The sequence below is a fragment of the Pedobacter albus genome, from assembly GCF_036324255.1.
In the GTDB taxonomy this organism is placed as follows: domain Bacteria; phylum Bacteroidota; class Bacteroidia; order Sphingobacteriales; family Sphingobacteriaceae; genus Pedobacter; species Pedobacter albus.
Genome location: NZ_JAZDQT010000003.1, coordinates 608799 through 623167 on the forward strand (window position 1 = coordinate 608799; position 14369 = coordinate 623167).

The following is a 14369-nucleotide window of genomic DNA, read 5'->3' on the forward strand; positions in this document are numbered from 1 at the left end:
ATGGAAAGAAGAAATTTTATTGGAACGCTCTCGTTTTCGGGCTTGTTGGCGTTCATGAGTCCGACTAAAATCATGGCCAGCGAGGCTGTGGGCATAGAAAAAGCAATTAAACCTACCGACGATAGGACCTACTGGTACCAGTTGCTTTATAAAATCGCCTATCCGGTGGTGGCCAATTTGGCCGAGGGCAAACTGAAGCAGAACATGGTGGTAGTTAAATCGCCCACCTTCGATTCGCGATCGGCAAGCGTTACCTATTTAGAGGCCGTGGGCCGTACCTATGCCGGTATTGCGCCTTGGCTGGCTTTGCCCGATGATGATACCGCAGAAGGAAAACAACGCAAAAAAATGAGGGACTTGGCCGTTCAGGGATTAGACAGCTGTTTTGCATCCAACAGTCCAGATCAGCTCAATTTTGAAAAAGACTATCAGCCCATTGTCGATTCGGCTTATTTGGCACAAACGTTTTTGCGTGCTCCAGAAGCTCTGTGGAAACCGTTAAAGCCAGCTACCAAACAGGCAATTGTGGCCGCGTTCAAATCGTTGCGCAACCGCAAGCCTTTTAACAACAACTGGCTTTTGTTTGGCTCGATAACCGAAGCGTTTTTAATGTCGATAGGTGAGCAATACGACGAAGCGCGCTTAAAGCAAGGCGTAACCAAGCTTAACGAATGGTACAAGGGCGATGGTTGGTATGGCGACGGACCAAATTTGGCGTTCGATTACTATAATTCGTTCGTAATCCACCCCATGATGGTCGACACCGTAGCCGTAATGCTGGCGCATGGCATGGCCACGCAGGCACAGTACGATTTGGCATTGAAAAGAATGCAACGCTATGGTGTAGGCCAGGAGCGGATGATTTCGCCGGAAGGAACTTTCCCGCCAATCGGCCGATCTATCACCTACAGAACAGGCAGTTTTCAGGCTTTGAGCCAACTGGCCTTGATGAAAAAATTGCCTCAAGACATCAAGCCTGCCCAGGTACGTTGTGCACTGACCAAGGTAAAACAGAACATGTACGAAACCAAAGGCACTTTCGATAACAAAGGCTGGTTGCAACTGGGCTTTTGTGGCAGCGACCCGAACATTGCCGATTACTATACCTCTACAGGCAGTTTGTACATGGCTACCTTGTCTTTCCTGCCTTTGGGCCTGCCGGCCTCCGATCCTTTCTGGGCCGATCCGGCAACCGATTGGACTGCTAAAAAAGCCTGGAAAGGCGAACATTTCCCTAAAGATTACCACGTAGATTTTTAGTCTTTTTTTCAATAGTTATAGGTTAAGCCGCTTTATGAGAGTAAAGCGGTTTTTTGTTTTTGTCGATTGATACGAGCCGTCTTTTGCATTATCTTTAGCTATGATCTCTAGTGGCGAACTTTTAGAAATTTCTTTTGGCAAAGCGTACGGGACAAGTACCCAATATCCGTTTAATCTACCTTTTTTAAAGAATATGGATAAGCTAAAAATACATCCCGAAGTCACGTTTTTCATAGGCGAGAACGGTATGGGCAAATCTACTTTGATTGAGGCCATTGCCGTTGCATCGGGCTTTAATGCCGAAGGAGGCAGCAAGAACTTTAATTTTGGCACGAGGGCATCGCACTCGTCGCTTCACCAATATATCCGTACGGTTAGGGGGGTAAAACGCCATACCGATGGTTTTTTTCTAAGAAGCGAAAGCTTTTTTAACGTAGCCACCCAGATTGAAAAACTTGATGAAGATGAAACGGAAAACAACCTTCCCAAAATCATGGATTCTTATGGTGGCGTATCGCTGCATGAACTTTCACATGGCGAGTCGTTTTGGGCCTTATTTGTGAACAGGTTTGGCGGTAATGGCTTTTACATTCTTGATGAGCCGGAGTCGGCGCTTTCGCCAAGTCGTCAGCTTGCTATGCTCTACAAAATACATCAGCTAATTGCCTCGGGCTCGCAATTCATCATTGCAACGCACTCGCCCATACTTATTGCCTACCCCAATGCCCTAGTTTACGAGCTAGGGCCAAATGGATTGCAGGCTAGAAACTATAAAGACACCGAGCTCTTTAAAACCTATGCAGATTTTATGAAAGACAGCGATGGGCATGTAAGGCAACTGTTAAAAGATGAGACAAATTTTGATTAACCAAAATATCATCTTCGTCTTGTGCCATCAGGCATTTAGTGTTATTATTGTATCAAAATCTCACAAATGAAAAAAATAACGCTTTTAGCATTAATTACCATTAGTGCTTTCCCGCTACTGCTGTCGTCTTGCAAATCGTCTGATGTTGAGGAAGATCCAAAAGGATGTAACTACAAACTGGATATCGCCTACAAATGGTATAACACCTATACCACGATTGATACGTACAGCGATGAAAACAGGACCAAAAAAACCGAAACCTCAATCGTTTCTCCGGTTGGTTTTCTGAAGATCGATCCAAATGGCACCTATGAAATCGTAAACGACGACGTGGCGCAAATAGGAACCTGGGAAATAAACAAAGAAACCTGCCGATTGGTGCTGGGCGATAAGGCCATAACCGCGGTAGCTGTACAATACGATATCCTCAACCTTTCGACCAAAGAATTGGTGGTGAAAAGAGCAAAAGGAACAAAGGTTTATACCGAACATTACAGAACGGCAAACTGCCCTAGCAATACCGAGCTGTCTAAACAATGGGATAATAGGAAGACCTTTTATTTTCAGTACAATTCGTCAACCAATACCATTAACAACCCTTATTTGGTTTATCCGGTTGGCTACTTTAAGCTAAATACAGATTTTACCTACAACGTATGGAGCGATGGCGTACCTCTCAACGGTTCTTGGAAATTAGGACAGCCGTATTGTCTGCTAGACCTCGATTTGGGCAAGCAGAATGCCAGGTCGTTTGAGGTGGTTAAGCTAACTACAGATTCGTTGGTGATCTGGCGCAAAGATGCCAATACCTCGCTGGCCTATCTGCAATATTATTTAAAACATTAGCCCTAGCTTTGGCTACCAGTAAAACCCGTACAGCTTTGTATGGGTTTTTTTGTTGTTCGAAAAATCAATTCCCCACCAGGAGAGGATGACAATAAACAATAGAGAAATCGCTCCCAAAGCAAACAGTAATGAAGAATTTACGAAAATGTTGGAGAGCCGGTTTTATGCCTATATCGTTGTAAATACGGCCGAGGAGCCCGATTATTTTTGCTAAAACGTTTTTCTTTGGTGTTTTTATAAGCCAAACTCGGTGGCAGGCTTTGGTTTTTGTACGGGGTTTTGCCATCTTCGCACATACGTTAACTCTCACATGATGTCCGCTAAAGTGTATGCCCTGATGCTGTTATTGCTGGTGGGGCTCTATGCTTGCTCACCAAATTCAACGCCAGGCAACAGCAATGCCGAGGCCGGCGCGCCTATGACCGGCAAGGCTATGGAACTTTCCTCCGTCATTGTAGACAGCCTGAAGAAACTTTTTGCTATTGCCGATACCTTGCAACGTACCTACAACGAAAACGATTCGGTTAACAAAGTCGATGAGGTTAATGAAGCCATCGCGATAACTTTAACCGCCATTCTTAACGATCACAAAATTACCCGACAAAATATGGATAGCCTCTTGAAGGCCCCCGGCTTGGGTATTGTGCATGCCGACGATAAGAAGCTATGGCTGTTTACCTGGTTCGAGAATACGGGAGGTAGTTTCAAGAGCAATATCAATATGATCTATGCTAAAACGGCTTCGGGTCAGACCATGATAACCAGCGATGGTCGCGTTGGAAACCAAGAGGAAAACCTTTTCCCTTCATCTGGAGCATGGTTCGAAAAGATTTACAAACTAAAATCTAAAAAAGAACTTTACTTGTGCATTGGTTCTGGCATTGGCTGCAATACCTGTATGTTTCAAACGGCGGTGGTGGTAGAGCTGTTGCCCGATGGCATAAATTTTAATTACGAGGCCTTTGAACCTCCTGGCGAAGAAGTAGGTACCTATGGCGAAAATGGCCCCTCGTGTTTGACCATCGGTGCAGCAAACGAAGACATAGAGGAGTTTTCCTTCGATCCCAAAACCCAAATCCTAACCATTGCGTACCTAACCGACGAAATTACACCCATACCAAGTGGCGAAGGAGAAAAACAGCGTAGAATTGTCAGGAAACTGGTCTTCAATGGCAAGCGTTTTGTAGGAAATGCCTTCCAATAAAAGCATAAGTCGATAGTAGCAAGCAGCGGTTATCTATTTTTTTCTTACTTTTGCCTACCACAAACAAAAAATACATCAATGTAGGATTGAATTTCTTTCACGAAAAATAAACAAGGCATGCCCTCGGCTAGCCTTTGTATTTGTTCACGTTTAAAAGAAAGGAATTTATGCTTACGCTTCAAGATGTAGTTTATGCACATCCAAATCAAGATATATTGTTCGATGGGTTAAGCCTCATCGTTAACAAACACGACAAAATTGCCCTCGTAGGCAACAATGGTACCGGTAAGTCTACGTTATTGCAAATTTTGGCTGGTCGCCTCTCGCCAACCGGCGGACATATTCAGGTGCAGGGCGAGCCTTATTTGGTGCCCCAGGTTTTCGGACAGTTTAACCAGTACAGCGTAGCTGCAGCCTTGGGCATTGCCCAAAAGTTGGAAGCGCTGCAACAGATTTTAGCTGGCGAAGCGACGGAAGAAAACCTCAATCTGCTCGATAACGACTGGACCTTGGAAGAACGTTGCCAAATGGCTCTTGCCCGCTGGGAGCTGAGCGATATTGACCTAAGCCAAAAAATGGAAACACTAAGTGGCGGCCAAAAAACAAAAGTCTTTTTGGCTGGTATAGAGGTGCATCGCCCTGAATTGGTCTTGCTCGATGAGCCCAGCAATCATTTAGACGCCAAAAGTCGCAACCTGCTTTATGAGTACATACAGTCTACTAAAAATGCGCTGGTGGTGGTGAGCCATGATAGGGCCCTGCTTAAGCTGTTGCACACGGTTTGCGAATTAAATAGACACGGCCTTACCGTGTATGGAGGCCATTACGATTTTTATGCCGAACAAAAGGATTTGGCCAGTAATGCCTTTGCTCAAGATGTAAAGAACAAGGAAAAAGCCCTGCGCAAAGCCAAAGAAATTGAACGGGAAGCTTTAGAACGGCAACAGAAACTAGATGCCCGAGGCAAGAAAAAGCAAGAGAAAGCGGGAATGCCCACCATTGTGATGAACGGCTTACGTAACAGTGCCGAAAGGAGCACCGCACAAATGAAAGGCATACACGCCGAAAAGGTGGGCGCTATTAGACAAGAACTGCAGCAGTTGCGCCAAAGTCAGCCACAAACCGACAAAATGAAGCTTGATTTAGACCATGCAGGTTTGCATAAAGGCAAAACGTTGCTAAAGGCCCAATCAGTTAACCTGAACCGTAACGGTCAGTGGCTATGGAACGAACCCATTAATTTGCAACTCAATAGTGGCGACCGTATGGCCATTAAGGGTAGTAATGGCTCGGGGAAAACCACCCTGATTAGACTGGTTCTGGGAGAACTGCAGCCAGAGCAAGGCACCCTAGAAAGAACGCCGATAAAAGCCATTTACATAGATCAGGACTATTCGCTCATCAACAACGAACTGAGCGTATACGAACAGGCGCAGTATTTTAATACGGGTCTGTTGCAAGAACATGAAATCAAAATTCGCCTCAACCGTTTCCTGTTTGGCAAAAACGACTGGGATAAGCCTTGCCTGGCCTTAAGCGGTGGCGAAAAAATGCGACTGATGCTCTGTGCCCTGACTATTGCCCAACAGGCGCCCGATTTGATTGTGCTAGATGAGCCCACCAATAACCTCGACCTGCAGAACATCGCCATTTTAACAACAGCCATCAACGAATATAACGGGACTTTGCTGGTAGTATCGCATGATGAATATTTTTTGGAACAGGTAAATGTAGCCGAAACGGTCCAGTTGTAGGGGTGCTGTTTAAGTTGCCGGAGATAGGTGAACACTCTTGGCGTTTAAGCGTAAAATACCCAGTTTTAGGTATTGAGCTCGGCTTGGGCATTGTCTAGTTTTGAGTGGGATTTCAGCTAAATCATCTCGTCACTTAAAACTAAAACAATGAAAAGGATTTTTGTATTTCTTTTGGTCGCATTAGCTTCTACGGCATGGGCACAACAGAAAAAGGTTGTTAAACCAGCAGCCAAACCTATGGCCGCAAAGTATGGAGCCCTAGCGGTAGACAGAAGCAATGGCTTTTACTATGGATGGTCTTATGATCAGTCGAGCTTGGCCGGTGCAGAAAGCAGAGCGGTTGACGAATGTGCCAAAAAAGGTGGAAACTGCACGGTAGTGCTTTCTTTTGCTGGAGCGGGCTGTGCGGCTTATCGAACTATCGATGGCGAAGTGGGAACGGCCTTTGGCTGGGGGCTGGCCAAAACCAAAGAACAGGCCGATGCCATTGCAACTGCCGAATGCCTGAAAAGAAGCCTGGGCAAAACTCCAAGCAACTTTGTGTGGACCTGTAATTCGCAGAATGCCGGTACCTTAAAAGAAATCTACAATGCCAACGAAGAAATCGCCTCGCCAATAACTATAGGCAATCAGGTTTGGATGAACAAAAACTTGGATGTAGGCAAATTTAGAAACGGTGATCCCATTACAGAAGCCAAAACACCCGAAGAATGGGAGCGTTTATCGTCTGATGAAAGCAGACAACCGGCTTGGTGCTATTATAACTTCGATCCTGCTAACGCGGCCAAATATGGCAGGCTTTACAATTTTTACGCGGTGGCCGACAAAAGAGGGCTGGCTCCTGCAGGCTGGCATATCCCCAGCAAGGCCGAGTATGAAACGCTTATTAATCATGTGGGTGGAGAATATACCGCCAGTAAAAAACTGAGAAGCAAAACGGGTTTTAAGAATGGCAACAATGGGACGAACGAAAGCGGATTCAATATTCAGCCAGCAGGCTTTAGGGGCGGTTATGCCAAAAGTGGCTTTAGTTGGATTGGCGAGAGCTTCCTAATCTGGTCTTCCAGCGTCAAAGACGAATACCAATGCCATTATTTGGCCTACAATCGCGATAAGGACTTTATTTATGTTGGCGCCTGGAGCAGAGACAATGGCTTTTCAGTACGTTTAATTAAAAATAAGGGCTAGTGGGTGTTTTTAAGGATAATCCCGCAGGGCAACAAGCCTTGTGGGATTTTTTATGCCTAATCTTGCCTTTCCTTGATCAGCACGAGTGCCCTTTGCAAAAAGCTTTTCATCTTCAGCTGTTCTTCTACCTCTAAAATGGCCTGCATCAGGTTGTTTTGGGTGTCGATCAAGTCGGCGGTGGCTGCGGTAATCACTTCCCAAGCAGGGCCCATTTGGTCAATCAGTTGTTGGCCCTTGGCGCTTAATTGCAACAGTCGCTTGCGTTCGTCGGCTTTGTCTTTTTTAGAGCGGATGATTTTCTCTTTTTCAAGTTCTTTGAGCAAAGTAATGGTCGATGGGTGGGTATAACCGATCTCATTGGCGATTTCTACCACGCTCAACACGTTCTTTTTGTGCAACACGTAAATAACCGGAAACCACTTGGGCTCAAAACTGATGCCCATTTCCCTGTAAATTTCGAGCCCGTCTTTGCGGATGCGGTCGCTGAGGCGCTGGAGCCTTGTGGAGATGGCTAGAATACCGGCCTCGTCTATTACATTCATGCTTGCTTTTTTAAGTCCAGGTGATAAAAAAGGTTGTCTACCTGCATTCTCGGAAAATAGGATGGCAAATCAGCAGCTTCGATTTGCTGAAAGCCGTTACGTTCGTAAAAACGCTGGGCCGCATTCATCTGTGCTATCGTTCCGAGGTAAATATCTGTAATATTTTTGGCTTCGCAATAGGCCATAAGCTGGTTCAGCAGTTGCTGGGCTATGCTTTTCTCCTTGCCACGAAATTCTTGCTTGACAAACATTTTTCGGATGGCGCCCGCCTGATGGCCAATGGCAATCAATGCAATGGTGCCTACCAGCTCATCTTGGTGAAATGCACCCCAAAAATTGCCACCAGGCTGTTGGTAGTAGGTTTCGATATCCAACAAATCGGGCTGGTCGTTAACGGTAATGGCTACGTTAAATTCCTCTTGTTGTATAGGCAAAATGAGGCCGACAACCTGGTTGCCAAAGCCGTTGTTTAAAGGTTTGATCAGTTCTGTTGCTTTCATGATACAAATATATGTAGTTAACTACGTATATTTAAATATAAATTGTCAATTTTTTCTGACTGCCTTAAAATCGACTGGGTTTTGATGGAGGGATTCTGTTTGTTGCTGGTCATTATAGCAAGAAACGGGCGGTGTCACCACAGCTTTTTGGTATCTTTACCTTATGGAATATTTGTTAGACAATCCCATCTATCATGCCTTAAATTCGGCACATGGCCAATTTGCAAAAGGAACTGAAAACGTAAAGTTTTATGAAGAGGATATCGCTTCTTTTGCCGGCCTAAAACACAACAGCGAGCAAGAGTTTGATGAATTATACCACCTGAGCGAAACGGGAAGTACTTATGTGGTTTTTAGCCCCGTGCAATTAACCATCCATGAAAAATGGAAAGTAATTGCCCATATCGATATGTTCCAGTTCGTTTATGAAGCCAAGGAGGCTCCCGCGGGAAACGAAAGTGATTTAATCAATCTCAATCAGCAGCACGTAGCCGAGATGATGGCTTTGGTAGAACTGACAAAGCCCGGACCATTTAGGCAACGCACCATCGAATTGGGCAATTACACTGGTATTTTCGAGAACGAAAAACTGGTTGCCATGGCCGGACATCGCTTTAACCCCACACCTTACACCGAAGTAAGCGCAGTGTGTACCCATCCCGATTATTTGGGTAAAGGCTATGCCTATGAGCTCATCCGCGAACAGATCAAAAGAATATTGGTCAAAGGCGAAATCCCTTTCCTGCATGTAAGAAACGATAATGCCGGAGCCATTAAGCTCTACGAAAAACTGGGCTTTCGCAACAGAGGCGATATGTACGCCTATGTCATCAGGAAAGAAGTCAATTAGCAACAGATAAAAAAAAGCCGAGCATTAGCCCGGCTTTTTTAACAAATAAATCATGCGGTCGATTAGCGGAGCTTTAATTCTTTGCCGGCAATATCTTCCCAACGGTAATAGTGGAAAGTTTTGTCGTCGCTCATGGCCACAAACAAGCCATGCTTGAAGGTGTCGTTCAATGGCATGTTGACCACTTCAGAGCCATCGCTTTGGCGTGCCTGTACATCGGCTATTTTGAGCAGTTTATGCTCGAAAGGATTTTTGCTGGTTCCCTCTCTGCTAAAAATCTGAAAACGATTGGCGCCTTGGTCAGATACGAGGATGTAGCCCATGCTATCGGTCAGTTTGTAAATAGAAATGCCTTCATGGTCGGCCTGAAAGCCCGTAGTGCCAAAAATAGCCAGTTGTTTGTCGCCTTTGGCCGGGTCGGCATAATATTGACGAACACCGGTTTGCTCGTCTGAGTAGTAAACATAACCCAATTCGTTGTCTACCGCAATGGCTTCGATTTCTTTTTTGCCACTGTACTCGCCAAATTTGCGCACTAAAGTAGCCTTTACATTGCCGGTTCCATCATCTGCCAACAGGTATTGCCAAAGGTAGCCACCAGTTTTTGGACCATTCTTACGACCTACAATGGCGTACATTTTGCCGTCTTTGCTGGTGTAGATGGCAATGCCCATCAAATCGCGGTATTCTGGACCGGTTTCACCTATAAAAACATCAATCCCACCTTTGTCTACCGGTTTCATATCGGGCAACGAAAAGATGCGCAACTTGTGGGTCATGCGTTCGGTCGCAATGGCAATATCGGTAGGCTTGCCGTTCAATAACAGGCCGTAGGCCAAATCAACATTGTTGGGTCTTTTTAGTCCCCTTACTACTTTATCGGCTATGATTTTGCCCTTCAGGTCGAAAACATAAAGCGCGCCGTCTGCATCTTTATCGGTTCCGATGATCAAGCTTTGCGAAGGATCGGCCTTGTTGATCCAGATGGCAGGATCGTCGGTATCATATTTAACAGGCTCGGTAATGATAACCGGCTTAATGCTGTTGGTCGTATCGGTATTGTTGTTGGCATTGCAGGCGGCCAAAAGCAGCAAAGCCAGCCATGCAGTACAGTTCAGTTTGTTCAAATTCATTGGTTAGAGTTTAATGCCATAAGCACCTACAAAGGTAGAAGGCTCTGGAGATACATAAGTAATGCCATTGGCAGTGGTAAGGCCTGCCTTATGGTGACGCGTAAAATTGGTAGTTCCCTTGTTCAGGGCAGGCGAGTTTCCTTGCAGGTGGAAATCCCAAGCGGTATTGAAATCGGAGTTGCTTACCGAATTGTTAAGCGGGTAGTTGACGAACTTCGGATCATTGTCGCCGGCTTTGGTGCCGATTACATCGTTGGTGCCGGCAACAATGTCGTTGCTGCCTGGCTGAAATTGGTTTACCGTCGTTTGGTCATAGCCGTAATACCAGTTGTTGGTGTATACCGAACGCTTGTCTTCCGGATTTTTAGGGTCTCTTTTTACACCAAAACGCGTATTGGCAAACAGGTTGTTGTACAGGTCAGCACGGACGGTGCTTTCTAGCCAAACCGAACCGCCTTTGGCAGTAGGCCTGCGCCAGCCGGTGTTTACCATGGTATTGTTGTAGGCAATGATATAAGCCTGCGGTGTTCTGTCGCCACTGTTAGAGAGTTTGAGTGCATTGGTATTGGTGCTGTAAACCAAATTGTAGGCCACATCGGCCAAACAACCCGATTTAAAGTTCATAGCCTCGCCGCCTGTTACGCCTGTGGTATAGAATACATTATTGGCGAAGATGATCTTGCCGCCCTCAATATAGGTACAGTCTTCTTGCAGGTTGCGGAAAATGCTGTTTGTCACAATCAATTTGCCTTTTACGTTCGAGAACCAAAGCGCAGGCAGGTTTTCGCCAGCCTTGTTTTTGTAAAGGCCCATTTTTACCGAAGTAGAAGCATCGGATGTGGTAGAACCGCCGTATTCGATAATGGTATGGTCTAACACCAGTTCGGCGCAGGTTGGCGCAGCCAAAATGCCGCCCCAGAGCTTGCCGAATTTTTTGGCAGCGGTTTTATAGAATTCGTTAACGGTAAATTTGATGGGGTTTTCGGCAGTACCCAAGGCGTAAAGATTTCCCTTTACAATGATTTCGGGTTTGGCAATGGTATCCATCAATACGGTTACGCCTTCTTCAATGGTGAGGCTTTTGCCTTCGGGAATGACAATGTCGCCTTTGATGACCTGGGTGCTTCCCTTGGCCCATACTCCCGAAACTTCGCCTATGGCCGATCCGTTGCCGGGTGTGGTATCTACATCAACATTTGCCTTTTCGCAACCTGCAATGGCCAGGGCCAGCAGCAAGAAGAGGTTAAAAATCTGTTTAAATTTCATTGCTTTTAAATTTGATGGTTTGTAATCAATTAGTTGAGTTTATAGCGAACGCCAATCAGGTAGCTTTGACCGTAATTGTCGTTTCTGATTAAAGTATGGCCGTTGCTAACCAAGTCTTCCTTGATTTTGTTGTTCTCAGGATTGGTGCCTTTGATGAAGAGCTTGGTAGGCGTGTTGAGCAAGTTGCCCGCTTTGATAAAGGCGCTGATGCCACGTTTGAAACGCTTCTCGGCCGAAAGATCCATCTGGATAAAGCCTTGTTGCCAAAGATCGTTGTTCAAGAACTGCGATACCGTGTTGATGCGCGGACCGGTGTAAGCGCCTGCCAATTGCACATCCCAGCCTTTTTTGGTGTCTTTGTACAAAAGCGAAAGGTTGGCAATATGTTCTGACTGACCATACAATGGCCTCGATTGGTCAACCGATACGGCTTTGATATCGCCGGTAACTGCATCTCGCTGACGAGAAGTTTTGGGCGTGGTAATTCTCGAATGCGTGTAGGTATAGTTGGCCTTAACCCCAATTTTGTGGAAAAATTTGATGTAATCTAGCTCTGCACCATAGTTTTTGGCATTGCCAAAGTTGCCCGGACTGTAGTAGATGTCTTGTCCGCGGGTAGCATCTGGCTGAAAAGTATATTCGATTGGGTTTTTGATGCTTTTGTAAAAGGCGCCCACCAACAATTGCTCAGAGGCACCCGGAAACAATTCGTAGCGCAAGTCGAAATTATCGGCCAAAGCGCGTTTCAGGTTCGGATTGCCACGTTCCTGATATTCCTCATTAACCACCTTGCTCGGTACGATTTCGTAAAATCCAGGGCGGTTTAGTGCCTTGTAGTACGAAGCATGTAGCTGTGCTTTTTCGGTGAGGTGATATTTCAAGGTCAAGCTTGGCAATACATCAGTATAAGATTGGTTGCCTGTTGGCTTGCTTTCTCCTGCCGGAAACAACAACTGATACCCTTGGTTGGTATGCTCAATCCTGGCGCCGCCGGTTACCTGCCATTGGTTGATACTAAAATTCAGCATGCCATAGCCCGCGCTGATTTTTTCTGTCGCATCGTAAGTTAAGGGATTGCTTACCGCACCTGTTGGGTTGCTTACCACCAAGTTGAGGTCGGTGTAGTTTTGGAAATCCTTGCCATAAACCAAACCGGCATTGGCTGTGGTAGGCGCAAGGGTATAGTTGTTAAAGAAGCTGCTTCTTTGCTTGTCGCGGTAAAGTCCACCTGCGGTAAAATCAACTTTGGTACCTGCAATGGTTGCTGTATAGGTTAAATCGAGGTAACCAGCTTTATCTTCGTCGGTGTTGCGCTCCCAACGACGGTTAACCGGAGATGTGTTAACCAAACTTAAGCGACTGGCTACAAAATTCTTTTCGATGCCATTCAGGCTGATGGTGGTATTGTCTGGCACTTCGTTTCGGGCTGATGAGTATACCGCCGACCATTGCACCTTGAATTTGTTGTCGAAGAATTTGTGGTCGCCATGCAAGGTGCTGTTGTAGATTTCCTGTTGCGTTAAACGACTACGGGTATTGTACACCAGTTCTGCATTGCCATTGCTTGGATCGTAAACGCCATTGTAAGTGGTGCTCACGCCTTCGCGCAGCTGCTTGTTTTTGAGGTTAACGTAAAAATTGTAAAGACTGATTTTGTTGTTTGGATCAAAAATATAGTCAACCTTGCCATGCAGACCCAAGCGGGTTTGCTGCTCTGAATATTGACGGTAGTCTTTGCTGGTAATTACTGCATACTGATCAGTACCCGTTACCGCCGAATTGTAGAAGGTACTGTTGCTGCCACGGTAGGTGTTTTGATAGCTTCCGGCAACAATTACACCCAATTTACCGTCTAAAAAGCGCTGACCGATAGAAAGGCTACCAATGAGGTTCGGTGCCGGATTTTTTGCCGTATAATCGAGTGTTCCTTTGCTAAAATCAGCTTGGGTAGCATTATAGGTTCTGCCTTGCAGTTCGTATGGCGATTTGCTGCTGATGCTGGCCGAATTGAAGCTGGTAAACTTGCGATCAAAGAACAGCTGGTTATAGCCTGTAGCTAAATTGGCGTTAATTTGGAAGTGGTTTGGTGCATTTTTCATTACCATATTTACCGCACCGCCAATGGCATCGCCTTCCAGGTTCGGGGTTAGGGTTTTGTAAACTTCGAGCCTGTCTAACAAATCTGAGGGAAAAAGATCAAGCGGTACGTAACGGTATTTGTTATCCGGACTTGGAATTTTAACGCCGTTTACCAAAGTGTAGTTGTAGCGTTTGTCCATGCCGCGCAAAATGGCGTATTGTCCATCGCCGTTGCTGTTGCGTTCAACCGAAATACCCGATACCCTTTGGATAACGTTGGCTACGGTCAAGTCGGGCGAGATTTCTATGGCTTTGGCCGAAACGATGTTCATCACCTGATTGGCGTTTTGCTCTATCCTGCGGGCTTCGTTTTCGTTGTTGCCGTTGCCCACGCCTTTAATGGTTACCTCGCCCAGTATTTTAGAGGCTGGCTCCATGTAGATTTTAACATGCGGATTGTCTTCGCTTAAAATGCTGATATCCTGGCTTACGGTGGTGTAGGTAAGGTAAGAGATCCGAAGTACGGTTTTGCCTGGTTTGACGTCTTTCAGCTCAAATGAACCATCGAGGCCAGTAGTGGTTGCCCTGCCGGTATTTTCGAGCACTACGGTTGCGCCAACTATGGCTTCGCCGGTTTGCTTGTCGTAAACATGCCCTTTTAATTTGGCCGCATTAGCTATGCCAACCACGAATAACAGGGGAAAAAGAAGTTTTAAAAATTTGCTCATTTGCTTTGCGTTAAGTCAAGGATTTTAAATGACGCCGCAAAGATGTAAAGGCGATTGGCTAGGAGTGAAATTTGGAGAGTTACAAAAAGGCAACAGCGTTACAAACACCGTAAACCATAAAGCAACAGATTTTGTTAAATATCTGATTTTT

The 14369-nt window shown here is 45.6% G+C and carries 12 protein-coding genes; 7 read left to right on the forward strand and 5 right to left on the reverse strand.

Going from position 1 to position 14369, the window contains the following annotated elements; genetic code table 11:
• The 6 genes from VRU48_RS17805 to VRU48_RS17830 all read left to right on the forward strand — a co-directional run bounded on the left by VRU48_RS17805 (window position 1) and on the right by VRU48_RS17830 (window position 7120).
• Window positions 1-1260 carry a DUF2264 domain-containing protein gene (locus tag VRU48_RS17805; RefSeq protein WP_330109271.1) on the forward strand — a complete coding sequence of 420 codons (1260 nt, stop codon included), beginning with the start codon at window positions 1-3 and terminating at the stop codon, window positions 1258-1260.
• Window positions 1261-1453: 193 nt separating this feature from the next.
• Window positions 1454-2128, forward strand: a complete 675-nt coding sequence (locus VRU48_RS17810; RefSeq protein WP_330109272.1) for an AAA family ATPase — start codon at window positions 1454-1456, stop codon at window positions 2126-2128.
• Between the two features lie 66 nt (window positions 2129-2194).
• Window positions 2195-2974, forward strand: a complete 780-nt coding sequence (locus tag VRU48_RS17815) for a hypothetical protein (protein ID WP_330109273.1) — start codon at window positions 2195-2197, stop codon at window positions 2972-2974.
• A gap of 310 nt (window positions 2975-3284) precedes the next feature.
• Window positions 3285-4178 (forward strand): hypothetical protein, encoded by an 894-nt coding sequence (locus VRU48_RS17820; RefSeq protein WP_330109274.1) that lies wholly within the window; start codon window positions 3285-3287, stop codon window positions 4176-4178.
• Window positions 4179-4345: 167 nt separating this feature from the next.
• On the forward strand, window positions 4346-5932 hold the full coding sequence (locus VRU48_RS17825; RefSeq protein WP_330109275.1) for an ABC-F family ATP-binding cassette domain-containing protein: 1587 nt from the start codon (window positions 4346-4348) through the stop codon (window positions 5930-5932).
• Between the two features lie 147 nt (window positions 5933-6079).
• Window positions 6080-7120 carry an FISUMP domain-containing protein gene (locus VRU48_RS17830; protein ID WP_330109276.1) on the forward strand — a complete coding sequence of 347 codons (1041 nt, stop codon included), beginning with the start codon at window positions 6080-6082 and terminating at the stop codon, window positions 7118-7120.
• A gap of 56 nt (window positions 7121-7176) precedes the next feature.
• Here VRU48_RS17830 and VRU48_RS17835 read toward each other — a convergent pair whose 3' ends face one another.
• A complete protein-coding gene (locus tag VRU48_RS17835; protein WP_330109277.1) occupies window positions 7177-7662 on the reverse strand; it encodes a MarR family winged helix-turn-helix transcriptional regulator in 486 nt (161 codons plus the stop codon).
• Window positions 7659-8162, reverse strand: a complete 504-nt coding sequence (locus VRU48_RS17840) for a GNAT family N-acetyltransferase (protein WP_330109278.1) — start codon at window positions 8160-8162, stop codon at window positions 7659-7661. The genes VRU48_RS17835 and VRU48_RS17840 overlap by 4 nt, the downstream gene beginning before the upstream one ends.
• Window positions 8163-8325: 163 nt before the next feature.
• On the opposite strand from VRU48_RS17840, the gene VRU48_RS17845 reads away from it, so the two are divergent.
• On the forward strand, window positions 8326-9012 hold the full coding sequence (locus tag VRU48_RS17845; RefSeq protein ID WP_330109279.1) for a GNAT family N-acetyltransferase: 687 nt from the start codon (window positions 8326-8328) through the stop codon (window positions 9010-9012).
• A gap of 62 nt (window positions 9013-9074) precedes the next feature.
• Here VRU48_RS17845 and VRU48_RS17850 read toward each other — a convergent pair whose 3' ends face one another.
• The 3 genes from VRU48_RS17850 to VRU48_RS17860 are packed head-to-tail and all read right to left on the reverse strand — an operon-like array spanning window position 9075 to window position 14218.
• Window positions 9075-10145, reverse strand: coding sequence for a phytase (locus VRU48_RS17850; protein ID WP_330109280.1), 1071 nt, complete (start codon window positions 10143-10145; stop codon window positions 9075-9077).
• Window positions 10146-10148: 3 nt separating this feature from the next.
• Window positions 10149-11411 carry a right-handed parallel beta-helix repeat-containing protein gene (locus VRU48_RS17855; RefSeq protein ID WP_330109281.1) on the reverse strand — a complete coding sequence of 421 codons (1263 nt, stop codon included), beginning with the start codon at window positions 11409-11411 and terminating at the stop codon, window positions 10149-10151.
• Between the two features lie 29 nt (window positions 11412-11440).
• Window positions 11441-14218 carry a TonB-dependent receptor gene (locus tag VRU48_RS17860; RefSeq protein WP_330109282.1) on the reverse strand — a complete coding sequence of 926 codons (2778 nt, stop codon included), beginning with the start codon at window positions 14216-14218 and terminating at the stop codon, window positions 11441-11443.
• Between the last annotated feature and the right edge of the window lie 151 nt (window positions 14219-14369).

Excerpts from the sequence above, each read along its gene's own strand:
- VRU48_RS17805 (WP_330109271.1), top strand. The coding sequence starts at position 1 with ATGGAAAGAAGAAATTTTATTGGAACGCTCTCGTTTTCGGGCTTGTTG.
- VRU48_RS17810 (WP_330109272.1), top strand. The coding sequence starts at position 1,454 with ATGGATAAGCTAAAAATACATCCCGAAGTCACGTTTTTCATAGGCGAG.
- VRU48_RS17815 (WP_330109273.1), top strand. The coding sequence starts at position 2,195 with ATGAAAAAAATAACGCTTTTAGCATTAATTACCATTAGTGCTTTCCCG.
- VRU48_RS17820 (WP_330109274.1), top strand. The coding sequence starts at position 3,285 with ATGATGTCCGCTAAAGTGTATGCCCTGATGCTGTTATTGCTGGTGGGG.
- VRU48_RS17825 (WP_330109275.1), top strand. The coding sequence starts at position 4,346 with ATGCTTACGCTTCAAGATGTAGTTTATGCACATCCAAATCAAGATATA.
- VRU48_RS17830 (WP_330109276.1), top strand. The coding sequence starts at position 6,080 with ATGAAAAGGATTTTTGTATTTCTTTTGGTCGCATTAGCTTCTACGGCA.
- VRU48_RS17835 (WP_330109277.1), bottom strand. The coding sequence starts at position 7,662 with ATGAATGTAATAGACGAGGCCGGTATTCTAGCCATCTCCACAAGGCTC.
- VRU48_RS17840 (WP_330109278.1), bottom strand. The coding sequence starts at position 8,162 with ATGAAAGCAACAGAACTGATCAAACCTTTAAACAACGGCTTTGGCAAC.
- VRU48_RS17845 (WP_330109279.1), top strand. The coding sequence starts at position 8,326 with ATGGAATATTTGTTAGACAATCCCATCTATCATGCCTTAAATTCGGCA.
- VRU48_RS17850 (WP_330109280.1), bottom strand. The coding sequence starts at position 10,145 with ATGAATTTGAACAAACTGAACTGTACTGCATGGCTGGCTTTGCTGCTT.
- VRU48_RS17855 (WP_330109281.1), bottom strand. The coding sequence starts at position 11,411 with ATGAAATTTAAACAGATTTTTAACCTCTTCTTGCTGCTGGCCCTGGCC.
- VRU48_RS17860 (WP_330109282.1), bottom strand. The coding sequence starts at position 14,218 with ATGAGCAAATTTTTAAAACTTCTTTTTCCCCTGTTATTCGTGGTTGGC.